Raw genomic sequence first — 18577 nt, 5'->3', positions numbered from 1 at the left:
AGCGACATTTTGTCATTAATCATCAGCGTAAAGACGTCAAAAAGTCATTAAAATTGAATTGGAACTAAATTTGTTTTAAGGCTTGTAACAATTATTAAAATTAAAGTTTAATTAAAAATATAAAGTTATGAGCCTAGTAAAAAGAAGTAACCCAGTATTTCCAACATTTTTTGATGAAGTGTTTAATCCAGATTGGTTTGGAGGTACTATGAATGCAAAATCGTTTGTACCTGCTGTAAACATTAAAGAAAGTGATGCAGGATTCAACTTAGAGTTTGCAGTACCAGGATTTAAAAAAGAAGACTTTAAAGTTGAAGTAGATAAAAATGTATTAACGGTTTCTGCGGAAGTAAAAAACGAAAGTGAAGAGCATAACGATTCAGCTAAATACAGTAAAAAAGAATTTGGTTTAGCTTCGTTTAAAAGAATGTTTACACTACCAGAATCAGTAAATACAGATAATATTGATGGAACTTATGAAGCTGGAATTTTAGTATTGAATTTACCTAAAAAAGAAGAAGCTTTACCAAAACCAAAAAGATTGATCGAACTTTCGTAATAGGAGTTAGTTAGTTTAAGTATTTTTAAAAGCCTCAATTATTGAGGCTTTTTTTATGCATCTATAAAACGTATCTGCGAATGACTTTCGATAATCTCAACTATAATTTCAAAATATGTTTGTCCTTCACCGTTTTCTAATTCCTGTATTTTTTGCTGAACAAACTTAGTATTGAAAATTTCGGGCGCTTTTAATTTGTTGTAGTAATACGCTAACGTTGTTTTTTTACCTAAATCTTCTTTGCTTTTTTGTGAGTTTGTCCAAACCAAATCGAAGTCATCAATTTCTTTTAGCGCTCCAAATCCGCCGTAAAAAAGATCGTTTAAAGCATCTAAACTTTCACCTATTTTCCAATCTTCATCAGCCATAAAAACCCGATTTATTTCAGTATAAAAAGATGAAATATCGTGTATGTTGGCTCCGTTTATAGTAAAAGTAGGCATGGGAAATATTTTTAGACGCGTTCCTGTAAACTTTTAATTTCGTCACGAAGTTTGGCAGCTTCCATAAAATCTAAATCTTTTGCCGCTTTTTCCATCGCTTTACGTTTGTCTCTAATAATTTTTTCAATTTTCTCTTTTGGCAAATAATCTAATTCAGGTTCAGCGGCTTGTCGAGCGGCTTCTTTTTCAAGTTGGTAGGTAGAAATTGAATTTTTTCCCAAAGCACTATCCAGATTCTTATTTAAAGCTTTAGGTGTAATATTGTGTTTGGTGTTATAATTTATTTGCTTCTCACGACGGTAATTGGTTTCGTCAATTGTTTTTTGCATACTATCGGTAATCTTATCAGCATACATAATTGCTTTTCCGTTTAAATTTCTAGCGGCTCTACCAACCGTTTGTGTAAGCGAACGAGCACTGCGTAAAAATCCTTCTTTGTCGGCATCTAAAATGGCTACCAAAGAAACCTCGGGCAAATCCAAACCTTCTCTTAAAAGGTTAACACCAATCAAAACATCAAAAATACCTTTTCGTAAATCTTGCATAATTTCAACGCGTTCTAAAGTGTCAACATCACTATGAATGTATCTACATCGAATTTGTATGCGAGTGAGGTATTTACTCAATTCTTCAGCCATACGTTTGGTTAGTGTAGTCACCAAAACGCGTTCGTCTTTTTCTACGCGTTGCTGAATTTCTTCCACTAAATCGTCAATTTGATTTTCACTTGGGCGCACTTCAATAATAGGATCCAACAACCCTGTAGGGCGAATAACTTGCTCAACATAAACGCCGTCACTTAACTGAAGTTCGTAATCGGCAGGTGTCGCACTTACGTACAACACTTGGTTTTGTAAGGCTTCAAATTCCTCAAATTTTAGCGGTCTGTTATCCATGGCTGCAGGAAGTCTAAATCCGTATTCAACCAAATTTTCTTTTCGGCTTCGGTCGCCACCATACATGGCATGTACTTGTGGAACTGTAACGTGACTCTCATCAATCACCATTAAATAATCGTCTGGAAAATAATCCAGCAAACAGAAAGGACGTGTTCCAGGTTGTCGGCCGTCCAAATACCTTGAGTAATTTTCAATCCCGCTACAATACCCCAATTCACGAATCATTTCTAAATCGAAATTGGTACGCTCTTCAAGACGTTTAGCTTCCAAAGGTTTTCCAATTTCTTTAAAATAATCGAGTTGTTTTACCAAATCATCCTGAATTTGATGAATTGCATTTTGCAATACATCTGGCGAGGTAACAAACATATTCGCAGGATAAATATTCAGTCGGTCGTATTTTTCTAAAACTTTATTGGTGGTAGGATCAAAAGCTTCAATTTCTTCAATTTCATCCCCAAAAAAGTGAATTCTAAAAGCATCGTCAGCATAACTAGGATACACATCTACAACATCGCCTTTTACACGAAAATTTCCGTGGGTAAATTCGGCGGTTGTTCGCGCGTATAAACTTTGCACTAAACGGTGTAATAATTTGGTGCGAGAAATGACCTGATCTCTTTCAATAGAAATTACATTTTTTTGAAATTCGATAGGGTTTCCGATACCGTACAAACACGAAACCGAAGCTACTACTAACACATCTCTTCTTCCAGAAAGTAAAGATGAAGTGGCGCTCAAACGGAGCTTTTCAATTTCATCATTAATTGAAAGATCTTTTTCGATATAAGTTCCAGTTACCGGGATGTATGCTTCAGGTTGGTAATAATCGTAATACGACACAAAATATTCCACAGCATTATCAGGAAAAAATTGCTTGAATTCAGAATACAATTGCGCCGCCAATGTTTTGTTATGCGCCAAAACCAAGGTAGGTTTTTGCACCGTTTCTATAACATTTGCAACCGTAAAAGTTTTTCCCGAACCCGTAACACCCAAAAGTGTTTGGTATTTTTCTTGACTTTCAATTCCTGCTGCCAATTGCTTAATTGCATTGGGCTGATCTCCTGTGGGTTTGTAGTCTGATTGTATCTTAAATCGCATCTTACAAATTTAGTGAACAAAAAGCGAGATTGCTGTTTATATTATGTGAAAATTTTCGTTGTTGTGATGATATTTCTTTATTTTGAACTATGGATTTATTTGATGCAACACCTCCTCATTTACGAAATTTATTACCTCGTGACGGTACAGTTTTTTACTACGGAAAAATATTTAATCAGCAGGAAAATGAAAATTTCTACATTACTTTATTGAAGGAGATATCTTGGAAGAATGATGAAGCTATTATCTTCGGAAAAAGGATAGTTACAAAACGGAAAGTGGCTTGGTACGGAGATGAAAAATATCCGTACACCTATTCAAAAACTACAAAATTTGCACTTCCGTGGAGTGAAACTTTATTACAGTTAAAAGCAAAAGTAGAAGCGCATACGGGAGAAACGTTTAATTCTTGCCTTTTAAATTTATATCACGATGGAAGTGAGGGAATGGCTTGGCACAGCGACGGAGAAGTAGATTTAAAAAAAGATGGAGCGATTGCCTCGGTGACTTTCGGGGCAACTCGAAAGTTTTCATTCAAACATAAAGAAACAAAAGAGAAAGTAGATGTTGTTCTAGAAAACGGGAGTTTATTGGAGATGAAAGGCACTACGCAAACTTTTTGGTTACATCGATTACCGCCTACAAAAACAGTACATTCGCCAAGAATTAACCTCACTTTTAGAACTATCGAAAAAAATTGATTTTGAGTTTCAATTTCTTTCATAACAAAATGTATATTTGCCACCATCTTAAACGATTTCGTAATGGAGTGTATTAGTGTTTTCGACATGTTGAAAATTGGAGTGGGACCATCGAGTTCTCACACTTTAGGACCTTGGAGAGCAGCCGAACGTTGGATTGCTGAACTAAAAGAAGGAGGAAACTTTCAAAAAGTCGAAGCAGTAAAAATACATGTGTATGGCTCACTTTCTTTAACTGGTAAAGGGCATGCAACCGATTTGGCAATTCTACTCGGATTGTCGGGTGCAGATCCAGAGTACGTACCCATTGAGGATATTCAAGGCATTGTAGATGCTATAAAAACCGATTGTATTTTAAACTTTAATGGTGAAAAATCGCTTGATTTTAACTGTGAAGAGGGAATCGTTTTTCATAGAGATTTTTTACCATTTCACGCCAATGGACTCACTTTTGAGGCTACACTTAGTTCTGGAGAAAGTATTTCTGAAACATACTATTCCATTGGAGGAGGTTTTGTGGTGAAGGAGGAGCTGACACATGCAAAAGAAAATTTACAAACCTTAAAAACCTTTCCATTCCCTACACAAAAAGGGACAGAATTATTGGCTTACTGTCATCAAGAAGATAAAAGTATTTCTGAAATTGTTTTGGAAAACGAGCGTTCACTACGTTCAGATGAGGAAATCGATAGGGAACTTCAACGTGTTTGGAACACTATGTTGGAGTGTATGTACACGGGTTGCCATACGGAAGGGAATTTGCCAGGAGGATTAAATGTACGCCGAAGAGCTTTTGATACGCATCAAAAATTAAAAGGAGATATCGCTTATAATTCACCCCAAGAGTGGTTGGAAGCCATCCGGAAAACAGAGGTGAAATTCCGACAAATTTTAAAATGGGTAAGTTGCTTTGCAATTGCAGTAAACGAAGTAAACGCAGCACTTGGGCGTGTTGTAACAGCGCCAACCAATGGGAGTGCTGGGGTAATTCCTGCAGTGTTGATGTATTATATGGTGATTGAAAATCACGATGCTGGCTTTGATGAAATTAAAAGATTTTTGTTGGTAGCAGGAGAAATAGGAAGTATTTTTAAGAAAGGAGCTACTATATCTGCTGCTATGGGTGGTTGTCAAGCAGAAATAGGTGTGTCTTCGGCAATGGCAGCAGGAGCGCTTACGGAGCTTTTGGGTGGTAATCCAGATCAAGTGCTAGTGGCTGCGGAAATTGCTATGGAACATCATTTAGGACTTACCTGCGATCCAATTGCTGGACTTGTGCAAGTTCCATGTATCGAGCGAAATTCGATGGGAGCTATCAAAGCGATTAATGCTGCGGAATTAGCTTTAGAAACCGATCCAAAAAATGTAAAAGTGCCTTTGGATAAAGTGGTAAATACCATGTGGGAAACCGCAAAAGACATGAATTCTAAATATAAAGAAACTTCCGAAGGAGGCTTGGCTGTAGGGGTTAATCTAAGTGACTGTTAATTTAACCTCAGTTCAGTATAAATGTGAATATAGGGTAATTTTAACTTTTTAATCATACTTTCATTTTTGTCTTGTCACAAAAACGAAACAAAAAAGTCAAGACTGATTAAAAAAACATAAGAAAATCTACGGAATCCTCCTCCACAGATAAAAAGAACTCGCTACGCTCAAACAGCTTTTTATCTATCGGCCTACGCTGCTTCCTTGATTTTCAATGTGTTTTTAATAGGTCAATTTTATCATATATTCATTTTTTTATGTAGAACTCACGTTAATTTAGTTTGTTTTCGTGTAAAGACAATTACGAAGCGCATCAACGAACACAAATAAAAAAATGTCTTTTGTAAGTTTAAAATGAAAAATTAATAGAGCTTAACATTCAATTCTTAAAATGATAGTTTTTTAAAACTCTATCTCTTTAAAGTAAAATGCCCTTTAAAATCTCTACCATCTTCTAGTTTTACAGTAAACCAATAATCGGAAGCAGGGAGAGGAATGCCGTTAAAAGTTCCATCCCAACCTTGATCTAGCGGATGTAGTTGCTTGAGAAGTTTTCCGTATCTGTCATAAATATATATTATTGTATTGGCTTGTGTTGTAGCGTTGATCCCGTATATTTTCCAATAATCGTTATAATTATCTTCATTTGGAGTGAAAAACTTATCATAACCTATTACCGAAATAGTTTTATCTACAATACCACAGCCATTCTCATCTTTCACATAAATAGTAGAAAATCCTTTTGGTACATTTTCTAATACGTTACTTGTTTGGTATGGCCCAGCGGCATTGTCAATTGCATACGTATAATTCCCTTCACCATTAACAAAAACTGTAATTCTGTTATTATCGGAAATATCTTCAATTAGTGGTTCTTGAGTGAAAGTTGCCACATTTGAAGCTGAAATATTAAAGTCTGCAACGTTCGAACATGAATTTATAATGGTAGTTCCAGTAGCGTCATAATAATTGTTGCTTATAACAAGCTGATGCATTCCTGGGGAAGTTATGATTACTTTTCTGTTGTTGCTGATAGTTATTGTGCTTCCATCAGAATTAACTTTTACCCATTCGTATTGATCAAAACCACTGTCGGCTTCTAGTTGTATGGATGGATTGTTTAAGCAGAGAAGCGGTATGTTTTTAGGGAGATTAACAATAGGTTTCTTGTCAACAATCAAATCAAATTGTTTTACACTTTCGCATCCTAATGAATTTTCTATTCGTGCATAAAGCGTGATATTTTCCGTAGTGAAAATGTCGGTTGTAATTTTATTATTTTCTAATGAAGCATCTGTTTTAGACTCGTAAAGTGCAACATCTAAGTTTTTAAAATATACTTCTTTGATATCTTTTAAATTGAAAGTTCCTGTTACAGGAGTAATACCTGACATATCCTCACAAGTATGAAAAGGACCAATTTCTTGTAAACTGGCAAGTGTTGGTACGACATTCAAGGTAAGAGTTCCTTCCGAAGAGCAACCAAACGGACTTACAGTTTTAATATAGATTTTATCTTGGTCAGTAGCAAAATAATTTTCTGGAGTTGTAATGGGGGTATCTGCATTTCTATCAGTAATACTTTTATAAAAAAATACGGTATTTGTTGGAGAAGGAGTAATTCTATCGATTGCTTGAAGCAGGTTAAATCTAGTTTTTTTGTCGGTGGAATTGTTATCCAAATCACATTGTGATAAATCTATATCGTTGGTTTCTGGAATTGAATATGCCGAAATTTTAAAATCTGTAATTGAAAAACATCCGTTCGGGTTAGTTACTCTTACGTAAATAGTTTTTTCTTCTTCTGAAAGTAATTGAATGTTTGACAAAGGAGAAATATTGTCGTTAGCATTTGCTTCAGTATCAAAAAATGAAATTTTATTGGCAGGGTCAGAATTTATCTGGCTTTTAAAATTATTCAGGTCAAATGTTTCGCTTCCTGATGTATTACAAATATTTTGATCTGCAATCTTTGCCGCAGTTGGAGCAGGAGGGAAAGGCGATTTACCAACGGTAGTGCTTCCTGTCCATTCAATGCTAAAGCCACCATCTCCAATTGGTCTGTCAATTACAATATAATACGATTCACCTACTTTAACGTCTAACCATTTAACAAAACTATCACCATCTCTTCCAGGCCCTTCCGAGGTTTCTATTGAGGTTTCATTGAGTCCAGTTAAATTGTTTGATTGACCAGCTGCCATCGGATTTGTTGTAGAACAGCGTATAGCATAGCCTAAACTTGTACAGGTTGCATTAGGTCCATAAATGAAAAAGTCGTAATCTACATTGATATCAGGATTGTCGGGACGTAAAATAAAACCAAGGGTGCCGTTTTGAACAATAGAAATTTTTAGCCAATAACTATTGTGTTCCATGCTAGAACATGAATTGTTAGTGTTGATTTCTTGAATGCCAATTCCTGCAGCATTGGAAGAATATCTAGTACTTTCGCAAACGGTAACAGCATTTACACAATCATTTGGTAAAGTGTTAGGGGTTTGCGCAAAAAATGTACTTACAAAAAGTAAAAATAAATAGGTTAAATGATTGGTTGGGGATTTCATTTGTACTTATAGGTCTCGTTTTTCAAGTAATTTGTAAGATAAGAAAATAAAGATATATGTCCACGCAAGTACAATTAAAATTTCATACCAATGTACCGAATAATCAAGCGTGTAGGGTTCTCCAATTTGGTTGGCTACCGATTGTACAGCCTTTAAACGACTAAAAGGTTCTTTGATAAGATTGCTCAATGCTGTGAGCGGGAAAAACTGTAAAATGCTATTTGCAGTATCCATGGATGTTCTCCAGCTTATAATTCCGAAGAAAATCCCTTCAATAATTTGCCAAATAATTAAAAATCCGAGTGCAAACGCTGAACGTTTTACCAAAATTCCTAAGAATAAACAGAAGGAAAAGAATCCGAGTAACTTAGTGAAAAAGGCAAAGAGAAATTCTAAGTCAGAAAAAATGATGCTCAATTCATTAAAATCAGAATAAATAAGTCCTAGAATAAGTGAAATGATAAAGATGAAAACGGTAGAAATAGCTGCAAAAACAACTACAGTATAAAATTTTGAAAGGATGAATTCCTTTTTACTCAAACCATCAATAAGGTTTTGTTTGATAGTTTTATTGCTGTATTCATTAGACATCATCGAGACGATAACAATCGCCAAAAAGAGTTTGAAAAAAGCCGCAATATAGGTGTTAAAGTGCCAAATATATGGGAAGTTAAAAATGCCCTGATCTGCCAATTGAAAATGTACATTGCCAATATCAAATTTTATTGCAGCAAAGAGTGCAATAAAAGTTAGCAGCACAAAGTATGTAATGATTAAAACTTTGCTGGCGCGGTTGTTCCACAATTTTATAAATTCTATTTGAAGAAGTCGTTTCATCTGTATTTTTATTTGTTGGAAAGTAAAATAATGTGTTGGTTGTTTCGATTTAGTTTTTGGTGAGCGTCAAGAATTGTTCTTCTAAACTTTCTTTTCTTTTTACTAAATGCGAAAGAATTATTCCGTTATCAAACAGTAATTGATTAAGCGAGTTTGCATCCAAAGGTTCGTTCAAAAAAGCTGTAATTAGTCCGTTTTCATTTTTAACTGAACCAAAGGCTGCATTGTTTTGTAAGAAAGTTAAAAGTTCGTTTTCCTTTTCGGTTTTCAATTCAAAAAAACCATGACTAGAAATCATTTCATCAACACGTCCGGAATACAATTTTACACCTTTGCGTAGAATAATTACATGCGAGCATACTTTTTCAACTTCATCTAACAAGTGTGAAGCCAGAAGAATAGTTGTTCCAGTAGCTGCAATTTTCTTGATAATTTCTCTTATTTGGTGTATTCCTTGCGGATCGAGACCGTTTGTGGGTTCATCTAAAATTAAAATCTCAGGATCGTTTAACAGTGCAGAAGCAATTGCTAAACGCTGTTTCATCCCTAGCGAATAGGTTTTGAAATTACTGTTTTTACGTTCTAAAAGACCAACGAGCTCTAACTTTTCCTCAATTTTACTTTCGGGAACTTCTTTAATTCTGCAAACCAATTTTAAGTTTTCAACAGCCGACATGTACGGGTAAAAGTTAGGGCGCTCAATAATAGCACCTACTTTTTTTAAGGCTTGGTGCGTTGAGGTATTCCCGTCAAACCAATGGAAATCTCCCGAAGTTTTATTAACCACATTTAGTACAATACCAAGTGTAGTCGACTTTCCGCTACCGTTGGGGCCTAAAATTCCGTATACGTTTCCTTTTTTTATAGTGAAAGAAAGATCGCTGACAGCAGTTAAAAAATTAAATTTTTTAGTTAGATTGTTAACGGTAAGAATAGTTTCCAAAATTTTCTTTTTAAAGTTGATGCTATTAACTTGACGATTCCGTGATAGAATTGTTACAATAATATAGATTAAATTTGATAAAAACCTAAGAAAAAATATATGAGCGAGAAGTTAATGTCGAAGAAAAAGCCATCGTATCCTGTAAACGAGCGGTTTTTAACTTATTTAGAGCGCTATAACAGAACAACTAAAATTCCGATTTCGTATGACGATTTATTGCGATTTTCGGGGTCGGTTGTAGTGTATGATGAGGATGATAATGATACGCTTTGGATACGTGTTTATTATTCTGAATTTGAGCGTCCAGAGATTGATTATCATTTGAAAAAGGTATATACTTTGATTTTTTCTGATGGAAATGAAGATATTTTTCAGTATTTAAATATTGATGCGATAGATTTTTGCACCTTCGGAAATTCGCAACCTTTCAGAATAAAAGTTAGAAACATTTTAAATGATAATTACACCTATATCTACGTTAAAAAAGCTGATGCATCTCGGATTTATGGTTTAGAATTGGAGCATATTTTGTCGCCAAATCGTATAAATTTTGCTGTTTTTGAAGACACTTTAATTGAGGAGCATATTTCAGGAATTCCGGGCGACGATTTTATAAAAAATGCATTGCCAAATTGTACCGAAATACAAAAAAGTCAAATAGCAAAAGAGTTTGTTAAGTTTAACGAGCGTTGCATGATCAGGCTTTTAGGCGATATGCGTTCTTATAATTATGTGGTAATTCCTGTGCACGATTTTGATAATGTAATTTTTAAAATACGAGCAATCGATTTTGATCAACAATCATACGAAGGGAATTTTAAGGTGTATAAACCACAGTTTTTTAAAGAGAATTTTAAAATGGTTGAAATGGTGCAAGAGCGATTAAAGCCAGCATCTATTGAGCAGTACAAAAAAGAAGAGCGTTCGTTATTAGCAAAGCGTGTGTTAACCTCCAAAAAGCGACTCAAAGCGTTGTTGCGTTGTATGGTAAATGATACAATTACAACCCCTAAAAATTTACAGCAATTAAAATCTGAACTTTATGACTATACCATGGATATGAAGTTTAAAAAATGTAGATCGATGGGGCAGGTAGTGCGTGTTGCGTTGGAGTTTGTTCGAAGAAATTACGAAGATGTAAACATGAAGCGTTTGCTGCATGGGAATTAAAAAGAGTTAAAATAAAAAAGCCTGGTGGAGCCACCACCAGGCTTCGTAACCCTCGGGTTACTACTTAGAACGAGTAAACGGCTACTTTTAAATTTCTTTTTATCCTCGTGTTTTGAGGAGGTATTCTTTGCGGTTTAAGACAAAGAATTTTTTTGGTTGATTAAAAAGAATATACAGCCGCTATTAAAAACGATGCAAGACTTCCAGTTGGTTCGTCATCTCCGTCAAGGAAAATGTCGTTGGAAGCGCTATCAAATCTTAATTCTGGCTTGATGGTTAAATCGCTAATTGAGTAGTTTCCAGTAAGGGTGAACTCAAAAACATCGGCATCGCTATCTGGAGCTAATCCAAATACACCAACGCCTCCGTCAAATTCTTTAAAGTATTCCCCACGTAACCCAATTGAGAATTTTTCTGAAGTTGTCATTTGTGGATATAGTGCAAATCCGTAAAATCCAGAACCATCTGTAGTGTTGTACGTTGTATTAATTCCTAAGTAGAAAGCATCAGATAAATCAAATCCACCTGTGTAATCAATTTGGAAAGTTTCTCCAGGAAGTCCAGTTTGTGCTCCGTAGATAAGGTTTAAATACTGTCCTTTATATCCTAATTGAGCACCTGCTGTATAACTTCCGTCAAGGTTAATTTCAGTAAAATCTGTACTATTCATCACACCTACCATTAAAGATAAATCATCAGAAAGTGTAAAATCTGCTTTAATTCCTGTGTGTGAGAAAGGTCCGTAAGAAAACATATAAGACGTAGAGTAGTTGAAGTTTCCAACAGGAGAAATTACTTCGTAACCTAAGAAAGTATTGAAGTTACCCATGGTTAGTCTTACTTTTTCACTTACATTCCAATATACGTATAACTGATTTACAATGTTTGATGAACCTGTAGATAAAAACACAGCGTCTTCTCCACGAGGACCAAAAACTAAATCGGCTACAAAACCTACTTTTTCACCTTCATAGCTAGCAATTAAGTTTGCCATTCCTAATGAAAATCCGCTTCGGTTTGCGAATGAAGTAGGAGGAGTGTTAAAGTTACCGTCTTCATCGGCTTCATTTGTTCCGCTTAAGTTTGCTTTCCAATAAACATCGGCAGAACCGCTAAATGAGAATTTTTTATCTTCTTGTGCAAAAGTGCTTAAACTAGCTAAAGAAATAGCTAAGAAAAATATATTTTTTACGACATTTGTTTTTGTAATCGCTTTCATAATATATAGTTAATTTATTGTTTGGTTGTTTTAATGAATTGGTCAAATGGTAATAAATGTTAACTGTTACATTTTAAGTGGGTTACCGAACGGAGCGTACCGCCAAATACCGCTCCGTTCTTTTTTAACCCAGTTAAATAAAAACTAACTAACGATCTATCGTGAAGTCTGGATATGCTGCACCATCGTGCTCGTGCATATCTAGTCCTTCAATTTCTTCTTCTTTGGTAACACGAAGTCCCATTGTTTTCTTAAGGATGTAAAGTACTATAAACGAAGTTACAACTGCCCAAGCTCCAATACCGATAACACCGATAGCTTGTACACCTAATTGCGCAAAACCACCTCCGTATAAAAGTCCGCCATCAGTAGCAAAAACTCCAACAAGTAGTGTTCCTAAAGCACCGCATACTCCATGTACAGAAATAGCACCAACAGGATCATCGATTTTAAGTTTTTTGTCGATAAACTCAATAGAGAAAACAACTGTTAATCCAGATAAAATCCCGATAATAGCTGCACCTCCAGGACTTACGGCTGCACATCCAGCTGTAATTCCTACTAAACCAGCAAGCGCACCATTTAGTGTCATAGATACTTCAGCTTTTCCGTATCTTACCCAAGTAAGTACTAAAGCAGTTACTGCTCCAGCAGCTGCTGCTAAATTGGTAGTGATAATAATTCCAGCAGCGTTAAAAGAACTCTCGCCACTAATTGCAAGCTCAGAACCTGCGTTAAAACCAAACCAACCTAACCAAAGGATGAATACCCCCAAAGCACCAAACATCATGTTGTGTCCAGGAATAGCATTCGATTTTCCTTCTGTGTATTTTCCAATTCTAGGTCCTACTAAAATAGCACCTACTAATGCAGCCCAACCTCCTACAGAGTGTACAACAGTCGAACCTGCAAAGTCTATAAATCCAAGACTTGTTAACCAACCATCTCCTTGCCAAACCCAATGTCCAGAAATAGGGTAGATAATGGTGGTCATGATTAATGAAAAGATAACATACGTAGAAAACTTAGTTCTCTCGGCAACCGCTCCAGATACAATTGTTGCAGCTGTAGCACAGAATACCGTTTGGAAGAATAAGTTGTGCATATCTTCTCTTACATTATAAAATAAGGAAGGGGTGCCTATAAAGCTCCCGATGGATTCCCCGTACATTAGGGTGTATCCGATAAACCAAAAAGCTAGTGATCCTACTGCAAGGTCCACTAAGTTTTTCATTACTATATTGATTACATTTTTAGATCTTGTAAAACCAGATTCTACAAGTGTAAAACCTGCTTGCATAAAAAACACGAGGATTCCCGCGATCATTATCCACATTATATCTAGAACTGCGTTCACTTCTATAACGTTTGTTTCCATAAAAGAGTTTTTTAAATTAGTTTAGTTTGGTTATTTTAATGATTCTTTGCCTTTTTCTCTCGTTCTAATTCGATAGGCGTCTTCTACAGGAGATACAATTACTTTTCCATCACCAACATTTCCTGTGTATGCTGATTTTAAAATTGCTTCAATCGTACGTTCAGCAAATTCATCTGAAACAATGATTGACAAATACCGTCTTTGAATGTCGGTTGTACTGTAACTTACACCACGATACACATGGCCTTTCTTTTCGTTACCTACTCCCGTAACATCCCAGTAACTAAAAAAGTTTACTTCTACTTGATGTAACGCATCTCTTACGTCATCAAATTTCGATTTACGAATAATAGCTTCAATTTTCTTCATATTTAAATGATTTGTTTCCTTAAAACTATGTTAAAAAAATGTTATGAGAAAAAAATAAGGGGGTGTATCTTTAATTTTTATTGAATTATTAAAAATACCCCTATTAAAATTAGGGGTGTGTATAAAAAAATATCATTTTTTGAATTTAAAAAATCAAACTCAAACGATTTTTTATAAAATTGAATGTATGTTTTTGCTGATTTCTGTATTGAGAATAGTATTCAGTTATAAGTAAGAATTTTTACTGAATAATGTTTCTACTATTCATCTTAAAGTGAAGAATTTGTAATATTATTAATATTTAATGTGAACTTGATTTAAGAATGATAAATATGTAATAAAATGGACCTATTTAAAAAGTTTTGAAAATCAAGGAAGCAGTAGGGGTGAGAGATAAAAAGCTGTTTGAGCGTAGCGAGTTCTTTTTATCTGTGGATGGTGTTTCCGTAGATTTTCTGATATTTTTTAAATCCGTCTTGACTTTTTTGTTTCGTTTTTGTGTCAAGACAAAAATGAAAATATTATTAAATAATTATAATACAGATTTTTAAAATCCTCTATTTTGATATTTATATCGAACTATGTTTATTTAGCATAGCATTTTTAGCCATACTTTCTAATAAGAAAGAGGCGTGGTCGTTAAGAAACTTAATTGAAAAGTAAGTCTAAGAAATAAATACGATCGTGTCGTTATTGTATTTCTTCTGTAGTTGTAGTAGGTTCCTTATATACTGAAGATGAATAAATTGGTGCCGCAGTTGATACTGGTTTTACATATTGAGGTTTTACAGGAATGTATATCTCAGTAAGTAATTCTGCAGGATTGAATGTTTTTTGTGGAGTTATTACATAAGCTTCAAACGGATTCTTAGTAGAGTCAACTACAATAGTATTATTGGTTTTAATTGTTTCTCTAGCTTTGCTCCAAGCTTCGTTTAAATTAGAATAATCTCCTTTTAATATCGTTTTAAAATAACTGCCAGTTTCTATAAATCCGCATAAAATAGTACTTCCAGGTGGAGTAATTACTTTTTCTTTTATAGGAACGCATACCGAAAATATAACGGTGTTATTGTCATGATCTTCCTCTTGGAAAATAGTGAAAGCGTCTCCAGACGAGTGCATGTAGTTTTGCTCCATAAAAGCTTCAATTTCTGGAAACATTTTTTGTGTAGCTAAATGTACTTCGTTTTGTTTGGTGCTAGTAGTTTGGTATAAATAATAACCACCTCCGTATTCAATGGTGCCCTGTGTGGTAATTTTATACTTTTTCATATCGGTAGTTACAACACTGTCTAGTTTTATGAGTCCGCTTTTAAAATCGGTTTCAAAATTGTGTTGCATACTGTTTTGAAAAAGTAGCACAAATTTATCTGTAAAACTAAGTTTACCTTCTATACCCGATGTAACAAGAATTCCGTCTTTATTTGCAGTATCGTCTAAAGACCAAAAACGGTGTGCTTTAGATTCTTTTGGTTTTATAAACTCTAAATTATGACTTACGGAATCTAGTGTAGCATATGTAGTAACAATATTTCCTTTTCCTAAAATATCGCTATTCCATTTAAAAGAAGCATTTTCTCCTTCGGTAACAGCTCCATATTCAATATGCATATTAGGATCTTGGTCAAACCAAACAGACCATTTATTCCATTTTTTAAAATCGCTTACATAGTTGTAAATAACAGGCTTTGGCGCGTTAACAACTCTTGTGGTTACTATTTGGTAATCATCTGGTTGGATGGCTACATAAATAGATAAACCAATTGCTACTATTAAAAAAAGAAATATTAGATATTTTAAAATTCTCATAGGAATGCTTGGTATATAATAATCCTAATGTACGAAAAATATACGTTTTTCCTGAAGAATTTTTAAATACATTCTTTTTGAATAATTAAAATGTGCGTAAATTATATTGCTTCTTTTAAAACAACATCGTATTCTTCGTTATTTACTCCTTTTTCAGCTTTTAAACTTTTAGTAGACTGTTTAGTGTAAACAGCACTCGTTTTGCTTGTTGCTTTTGGAAGTTTGTTAACGCTGAATAATAATAATACCACATTAATTATTAACAGACTGAATAAAATTGTAAAGAAAATCATCATTGCTTAAGTTGATTGCTTTGGGACAAATTTAAGAAAATTATAATAAAAATTCTCAATTAAGGTAGGAAAATTAACAATAAAAGCCGATATATGAACTTATGGTTTGTTTATTCTTAGTTTTTTGTTAAATACTTAATAAAAGTTAAGCTAATTAAGAAAATGATAAAGCCGATTAAAACCCAAATTGTTCCTTTATATTGCTTTTTATGCGTTTTACTGTCTTTTTTATAGCTAATAATCGTAACTATAATAAAAGTAATAGCAAATAATCCTGCAAAAAGTATTTGACCTCGACTAAACATAATCTTTGAATTTTTGGCAAAATTAATGAAATATGTACTTTGTACTACTATTAATGCATTACTTTTATTGAGTACATAAAAATAGCCTTTTACATACAAACTAATAATTACTGAAATACATGAAAGATAAATTACAAGCAGTAGCTAAGTTTCATAATGCTTTTGGATTGGGTGTTGCAAATACGCCCAAAGCACAATTGGAAGCGTCTAAAATAATATTACGTCATAACTTAATGGCAGAAGAGAATGATGAATATTTAGAAGCTGCAAAAAATAATGATTTAGTTGAAGTTGCCGATGCCCTTGGCGATATGCTTTATATATTGTGTGGAACAATTTTAGAACATGGAATGCAACATGTAATTGAAGATGTTTTTGATGAAATTCAATTAAGTAATATGAGTAAGTTAGGGGAAGACGGAAAACCTATTTACCGAGAAGATGGTAAGGTTTTAAAAGGGCCAAACTATTTTAAACCCAATATTAAAAAAGTATTAGATAAATAAAAAAGAATGTCCGAAAAGTTTATAAAAAAGTCATTCTGAATTTAATTCAGAATCCCATCATTTTTTTAAAAGTAAGATGAGAAACTGAGTCAAGCTCAGTTTGACGAAAAACTAACTTTTCGGACAAATTCTTATATTATTTTACTTCAACACGCCAACCGTATTTGTCTTCGGTTAGGTTGTATTGTATATCTAAAATTGCCTTTTTAATTTGTGTTGCAAAAGCATTTTCTACTTTAGGAAGCTCCCATTTATCACCTTTGTATCCAAAACCAACAATTGGGTTGATAACTGCAGCAGTACCACTTCCAAAAATTTCTTTTAAGCTTCCGTTAGTGGCAGCTTCGATAACTTCCGTTACTTTTATAGGTCTAATTTCTACATCAATTCCCATGTCTTCAGCAACAGCAATAACACTTTTTCTGGTAATTCCATCCAAAATTCTATCGCTCGTAGGGCAGGTAATCAATTTATCTCCAATTCTAAAAAAGATATTCATGGTTCCCGCTTCTTCTAAGTATTCGTGCGTATTGGCATCTGTCCAAATAATTTGCTGAAAACCTTCTTTGTTTGCTAAGCTTGTTGGATAAAATTGCCCAGCGTAGTTTCCAGCGGCTTTTGCAAAACCAAAACCTCCACTGGCAGCCCTACTGTAATGATCGGCAATTTTTACACGAACCTCACCACCGTAATACGATTGTGCTGGCGAACAGATAATGATGAATTTGTATTTTGATGAAGGCGAAGCCGAAACACCAGCCTCTGTTGCAATAACAAACGGACGGATGTACAAACTATTTCCAAGCCCTTTTTTAATCCAATCTTTATCTAGTTTTAAAAGTTCGTTTAAGCCTTCCATGAAAAATTCCTTCGGAAAAGCTGGCATAGCCAAACGCTCAGAAGATTTATTGATACGCTCAAAGTTATCTTCTGGTCTAAACAACCAAACTGCATCTTGCTCATCTTTGTAAGCTTTCATTCCTTCAAACACTGCTTGTCCGTAGTGAAAAACTCTAGCCGAAGGGTCTAAAGAAATTTGTTGATATGGAGTAATTTTTGGTGTAGTCCACGCTCCGTTTTCATAGTCAGAAACAAACATATGATCCGTAAAAACACTTCCAAATGTTAAGTTGTTAAAATCTACTTCGTTTATTTTTGAAGTACTCGCTTTTTCAATTGTAATTTTTGTAATGGTTTCCTTGCTCATAACTCAACTTTTATCCCGCTTTTTTGGGAATTTATTTTTTTGACGGTTAGTGTCAAAAACTATTTTTTATTTTATTCTGAATACCTCAAAAAAGATAATGAGGCGGTTGGTTTGGTGTGTTCAGTTTAAATTACTTTTTGGTTTTAAAAGAAGTAAACTGATTTAGGTTTTTTACTCCCTGCTAAATTAGAAAATATTCTAGCAAAAAATGGATTATTTCTTGTAAAAATAAGTTATTTTGTATGAATGTTTATAAACTCCAATTTGAAAATTAAAATTTAAGATGATAAAAATTAAACACATTATTTATAGTTTGGCAATTGTATTGGTTTCGTGTAACTCAAACACAACTTCTAGTGAAGAAATCGCAAAAAACTACAATGTATATGGCGACACAATTGCTGTGAACAATGTAATTTCTAGTGCCGATGCACAATTGACGTACCAAAAGCTACCTGCTGGCGATACTACAAACTTTACTTTTAAAGCCAAGGTTGTAGATGTTTGTCATGCAAAAGGATGTTGGATGAAACTCGATTTGGAAAATGGCGAAGAGGCAATGGTAAGGTTTAAAGATTATGGCTTTTTTGTGCCAAAAGATATCAAGGGAAAAGAAGTTGTTTTGGGCGGAAAAGCTTTTGTCGATTTAATGTCGGTTGAAGACCAAAAGCACTATGCAATGGACGCAGGAAAGCCTGAAGAAGAAATCGAACGAATTACAACTCCAATTAAAACGTATAGTTTTGAAGCTACTGGAGTGCTTTTAAAGAAATAGTT

17 protein-coding genes are annotated in these 18577 nt (G+C 34.2%); 6 read left to right on the top strand and 11 right to left on the bottom strand.

Going from position 1 to position 18577, the window contains the following annotated elements; genetic code table 11:
- Positions 1 to 127: 127 nt before the first annotated feature.
- On the top strand, positions 128 to 559 hold the full coding sequence (locus JMA43_RS06020; protein ID WP_342155529.1) for an Hsp20/alpha crystallin family protein: 432 nt from the start codon (positions 128 to 130) through the stop codon (positions 557 to 559).
- A 53-nt stretch (positions 560 to 612) separates the two neighbouring features.
- On the opposite strand, the gene JMA43_RS06015 is transcribed toward JMA43_RS06020, so the two are convergent.
- On the bottom strand, positions 613 to 1002 hold the full coding sequence (locus JMA43_RS06015) for a barstar family protein (RefSeq protein WP_342155527.1): 390 nt from the start codon (positions 1000 to 1002) through the stop codon (positions 613 to 615).
- 11 nt (positions 1003 to 1013) lie between these two features.
- Positions 1014 to 3005, bottom strand: coding sequence for an excinuclease ABC subunit UvrB (gene uvrB, locus JMA43_RS06010; RefSeq protein ID WP_342155526.1), 1992 nt, complete (start codon positions 3003 to 3005; stop codon positions 1014 to 1016).
- 89 nt (positions 3006 to 3094) lie between these two features.
- On the opposite strand from uvrB, the gene JMA43_RS06005 reads away from it, so the two are divergent.
- Positions 3095 to 3706 (top strand): alpha-ketoglutarate-dependent dioxygenase AlkB family protein, encoded by a 612-nt coding sequence (locus tag JMA43_RS06005; RefSeq protein WP_342155525.1) that lies wholly within the window; start codon positions 3095 to 3097, stop codon positions 3704 to 3706.
- 63 nt (positions 3707 to 3769) lie between these two features.
- Positions 3770 to 5194: an L-serine ammonia-lyase gene (locus JMA43_RS06000; protein WP_342155524.1), complete on the top strand. Its 1425-nt coding sequence runs from the start codon at positions 3770 to 3772 to the stop codon at positions 5192 to 5194.
- Between the two features lie 410 nt (positions 5195 to 5604).
- Here the strand turns inward: JMA43_RS06000 and JMA43_RS05995 are convergent, their stop codons facing one another.
- The 3 genes from JMA43_RS05995 to JMA43_RS05985 are packed head-to-tail and all read right to left on the bottom strand — an operon-like array spanning position 5605 to position 9541.
- Positions 5605 to 7761, bottom strand: coding sequence for a T9SS type B sorting domain-containing protein (locus JMA43_RS05995; protein ID WP_342155521.1), 2157 nt, complete (start codon positions 7759 to 7761; stop codon positions 5605 to 5607).
- A gap of 6 nt (positions 7762 to 7767) precedes the next feature.
- The gene (locus JMA43_RS05990; protein ID WP_342155519.1) at positions 7768 to 8598 is read right to left on the bottom strand and encodes an ABC transporter permease; all 831 of its coding nucleotides are present in this window, start codon (positions 8596 to 8598) and stop codon (positions 7768 to 7770) included.
- 49 nt (positions 8599 to 8647) lie between these two features.
- Positions 8648 to 9541 (bottom strand): ABC transporter ATP-binding protein, encoded by an 894-nt coding sequence (locus JMA43_RS05985; RefSeq protein ID WP_342155517.1) that lies wholly within the window; start codon positions 9539 to 9541, stop codon positions 8648 to 8650.
- A 99-nt stretch (positions 9542 to 9640) separates the two neighbouring features.
- Here JMA43_RS05985 and JMA43_RS05980 point away from each other — a divergent pair, with 99 nt between their 5' ends.
- Positions 9641 to 10711: a hypothetical protein gene (locus JMA43_RS05980; protein ID WP_342155516.1), complete on the top strand. Its 1071-nt coding sequence runs from the start codon at positions 9641 to 9643 to the stop codon at positions 10709 to 10711.
- Positions 10712 to 10871: 160 nt separating this feature from the next.
- Here the strand turns inward: JMA43_RS05980 and JMA43_RS05975 are convergent, their stop codons facing one another.
- The 5 genes from JMA43_RS05975 to JMA43_RS05955 form a co-directional block, all read right to left on the bottom strand.
- Positions 10872 to 11930 carry a porin gene (locus JMA43_RS05975; protein ID WP_342155515.1) on the bottom strand — a complete coding sequence of 353 codons (1059 nt, stop codon included), beginning with the start codon at positions 11928 to 11930 and terminating at the stop codon, positions 10872 to 10874.
- 148 nt (positions 11931 to 12078) lie between these two features.
- Positions 12079 to 13308 carry an ammonium transporter gene (locus JMA43_RS05970; RefSeq protein WP_342155514.1) on the bottom strand — a complete coding sequence of 410 codons (1230 nt, stop codon included), beginning with the start codon at positions 13306 to 13308 and terminating at the stop codon, positions 12079 to 12081.
- A 30-nt stretch (positions 13309 to 13338) separates the two neighbouring features.
- Entirely contained in the window at positions 13339 to 13677 is a 339-nt protein-coding gene (locus tag JMA43_RS05965) for a P-II family nitrogen regulator (protein ID WP_342155512.1), read from the bottom strand.
- 690 nt (positions 13678 to 14367) lie between these two features.
- Complete coding sequence (locus tag JMA43_RS05960) at positions 14368 to 15489, bottom strand: SRPBCC family protein (protein WP_342155510.1); 1122 nt, start codon at positions 15487 to 15489, stop codon at positions 14368 to 14370.
- Positions 15490 to 15590: 101 nt separating this feature from the next.
- Entirely contained in the window at positions 15591 to 15785 is a 195-nt protein-coding gene (locus tag JMA43_RS05955) for a hypothetical protein (protein ID WP_342155509.1), read from the bottom strand.
- A 421-nt stretch (positions 15786 to 16206) separates the two neighbouring features.
- On the opposite strand from JMA43_RS05955, the gene JMA43_RS05950 reads away from it, so the two are divergent.
- Positions 16207 to 16593 carry a nucleoside triphosphate pyrophosphohydrolase family protein gene (locus JMA43_RS05950; RefSeq protein WP_342155508.1) on the top strand — a complete coding sequence of 129 codons (387 nt, stop codon included), beginning with the start codon at positions 16207 to 16209 and terminating at the stop codon, positions 16591 to 16593.
- 136 nt (positions 16594 to 16729) lie between these two features.
- Here the strand turns inward: JMA43_RS05950 and JMA43_RS05945 are convergent, their stop codons facing one another.
- Positions 16730 to 17800 carry a branched-chain amino acid aminotransferase gene (locus tag JMA43_RS05945; protein WP_342155505.1) on the bottom strand — a complete coding sequence of 357 codons (1071 nt, stop codon included), beginning with the start codon at positions 17798 to 17800 and terminating at the stop codon, positions 16730 to 16732.
- 283 nt (positions 17801 to 18083) lie between these two features.
- Here JMA43_RS05945 and JMA43_RS05940 point away from each other — a divergent pair, with 283 nt between their 5' ends.
- A complete protein-coding gene (locus JMA43_RS05940; RefSeq protein ID WP_342155504.1) occupies positions 18084 to 18575 on the top strand; it encodes a DUF4920 domain-containing protein in 492 nt (163 codons plus the stop codon).
- Positions 18576 to 18577 lie beyond the last annotated feature (2 nt).

This window comes from Joostella sp. CR20, from assembly GCF_038433465.1.
Taxonomy (GTDB): Bacteria; Bacteroidota; Bacteroidia; order Flavobacteriales; family Flavobacteriaceae; genus Galbibacter.
This window is presented reverse-complemented; position numbering and strand designations above follow the sequence as displayed.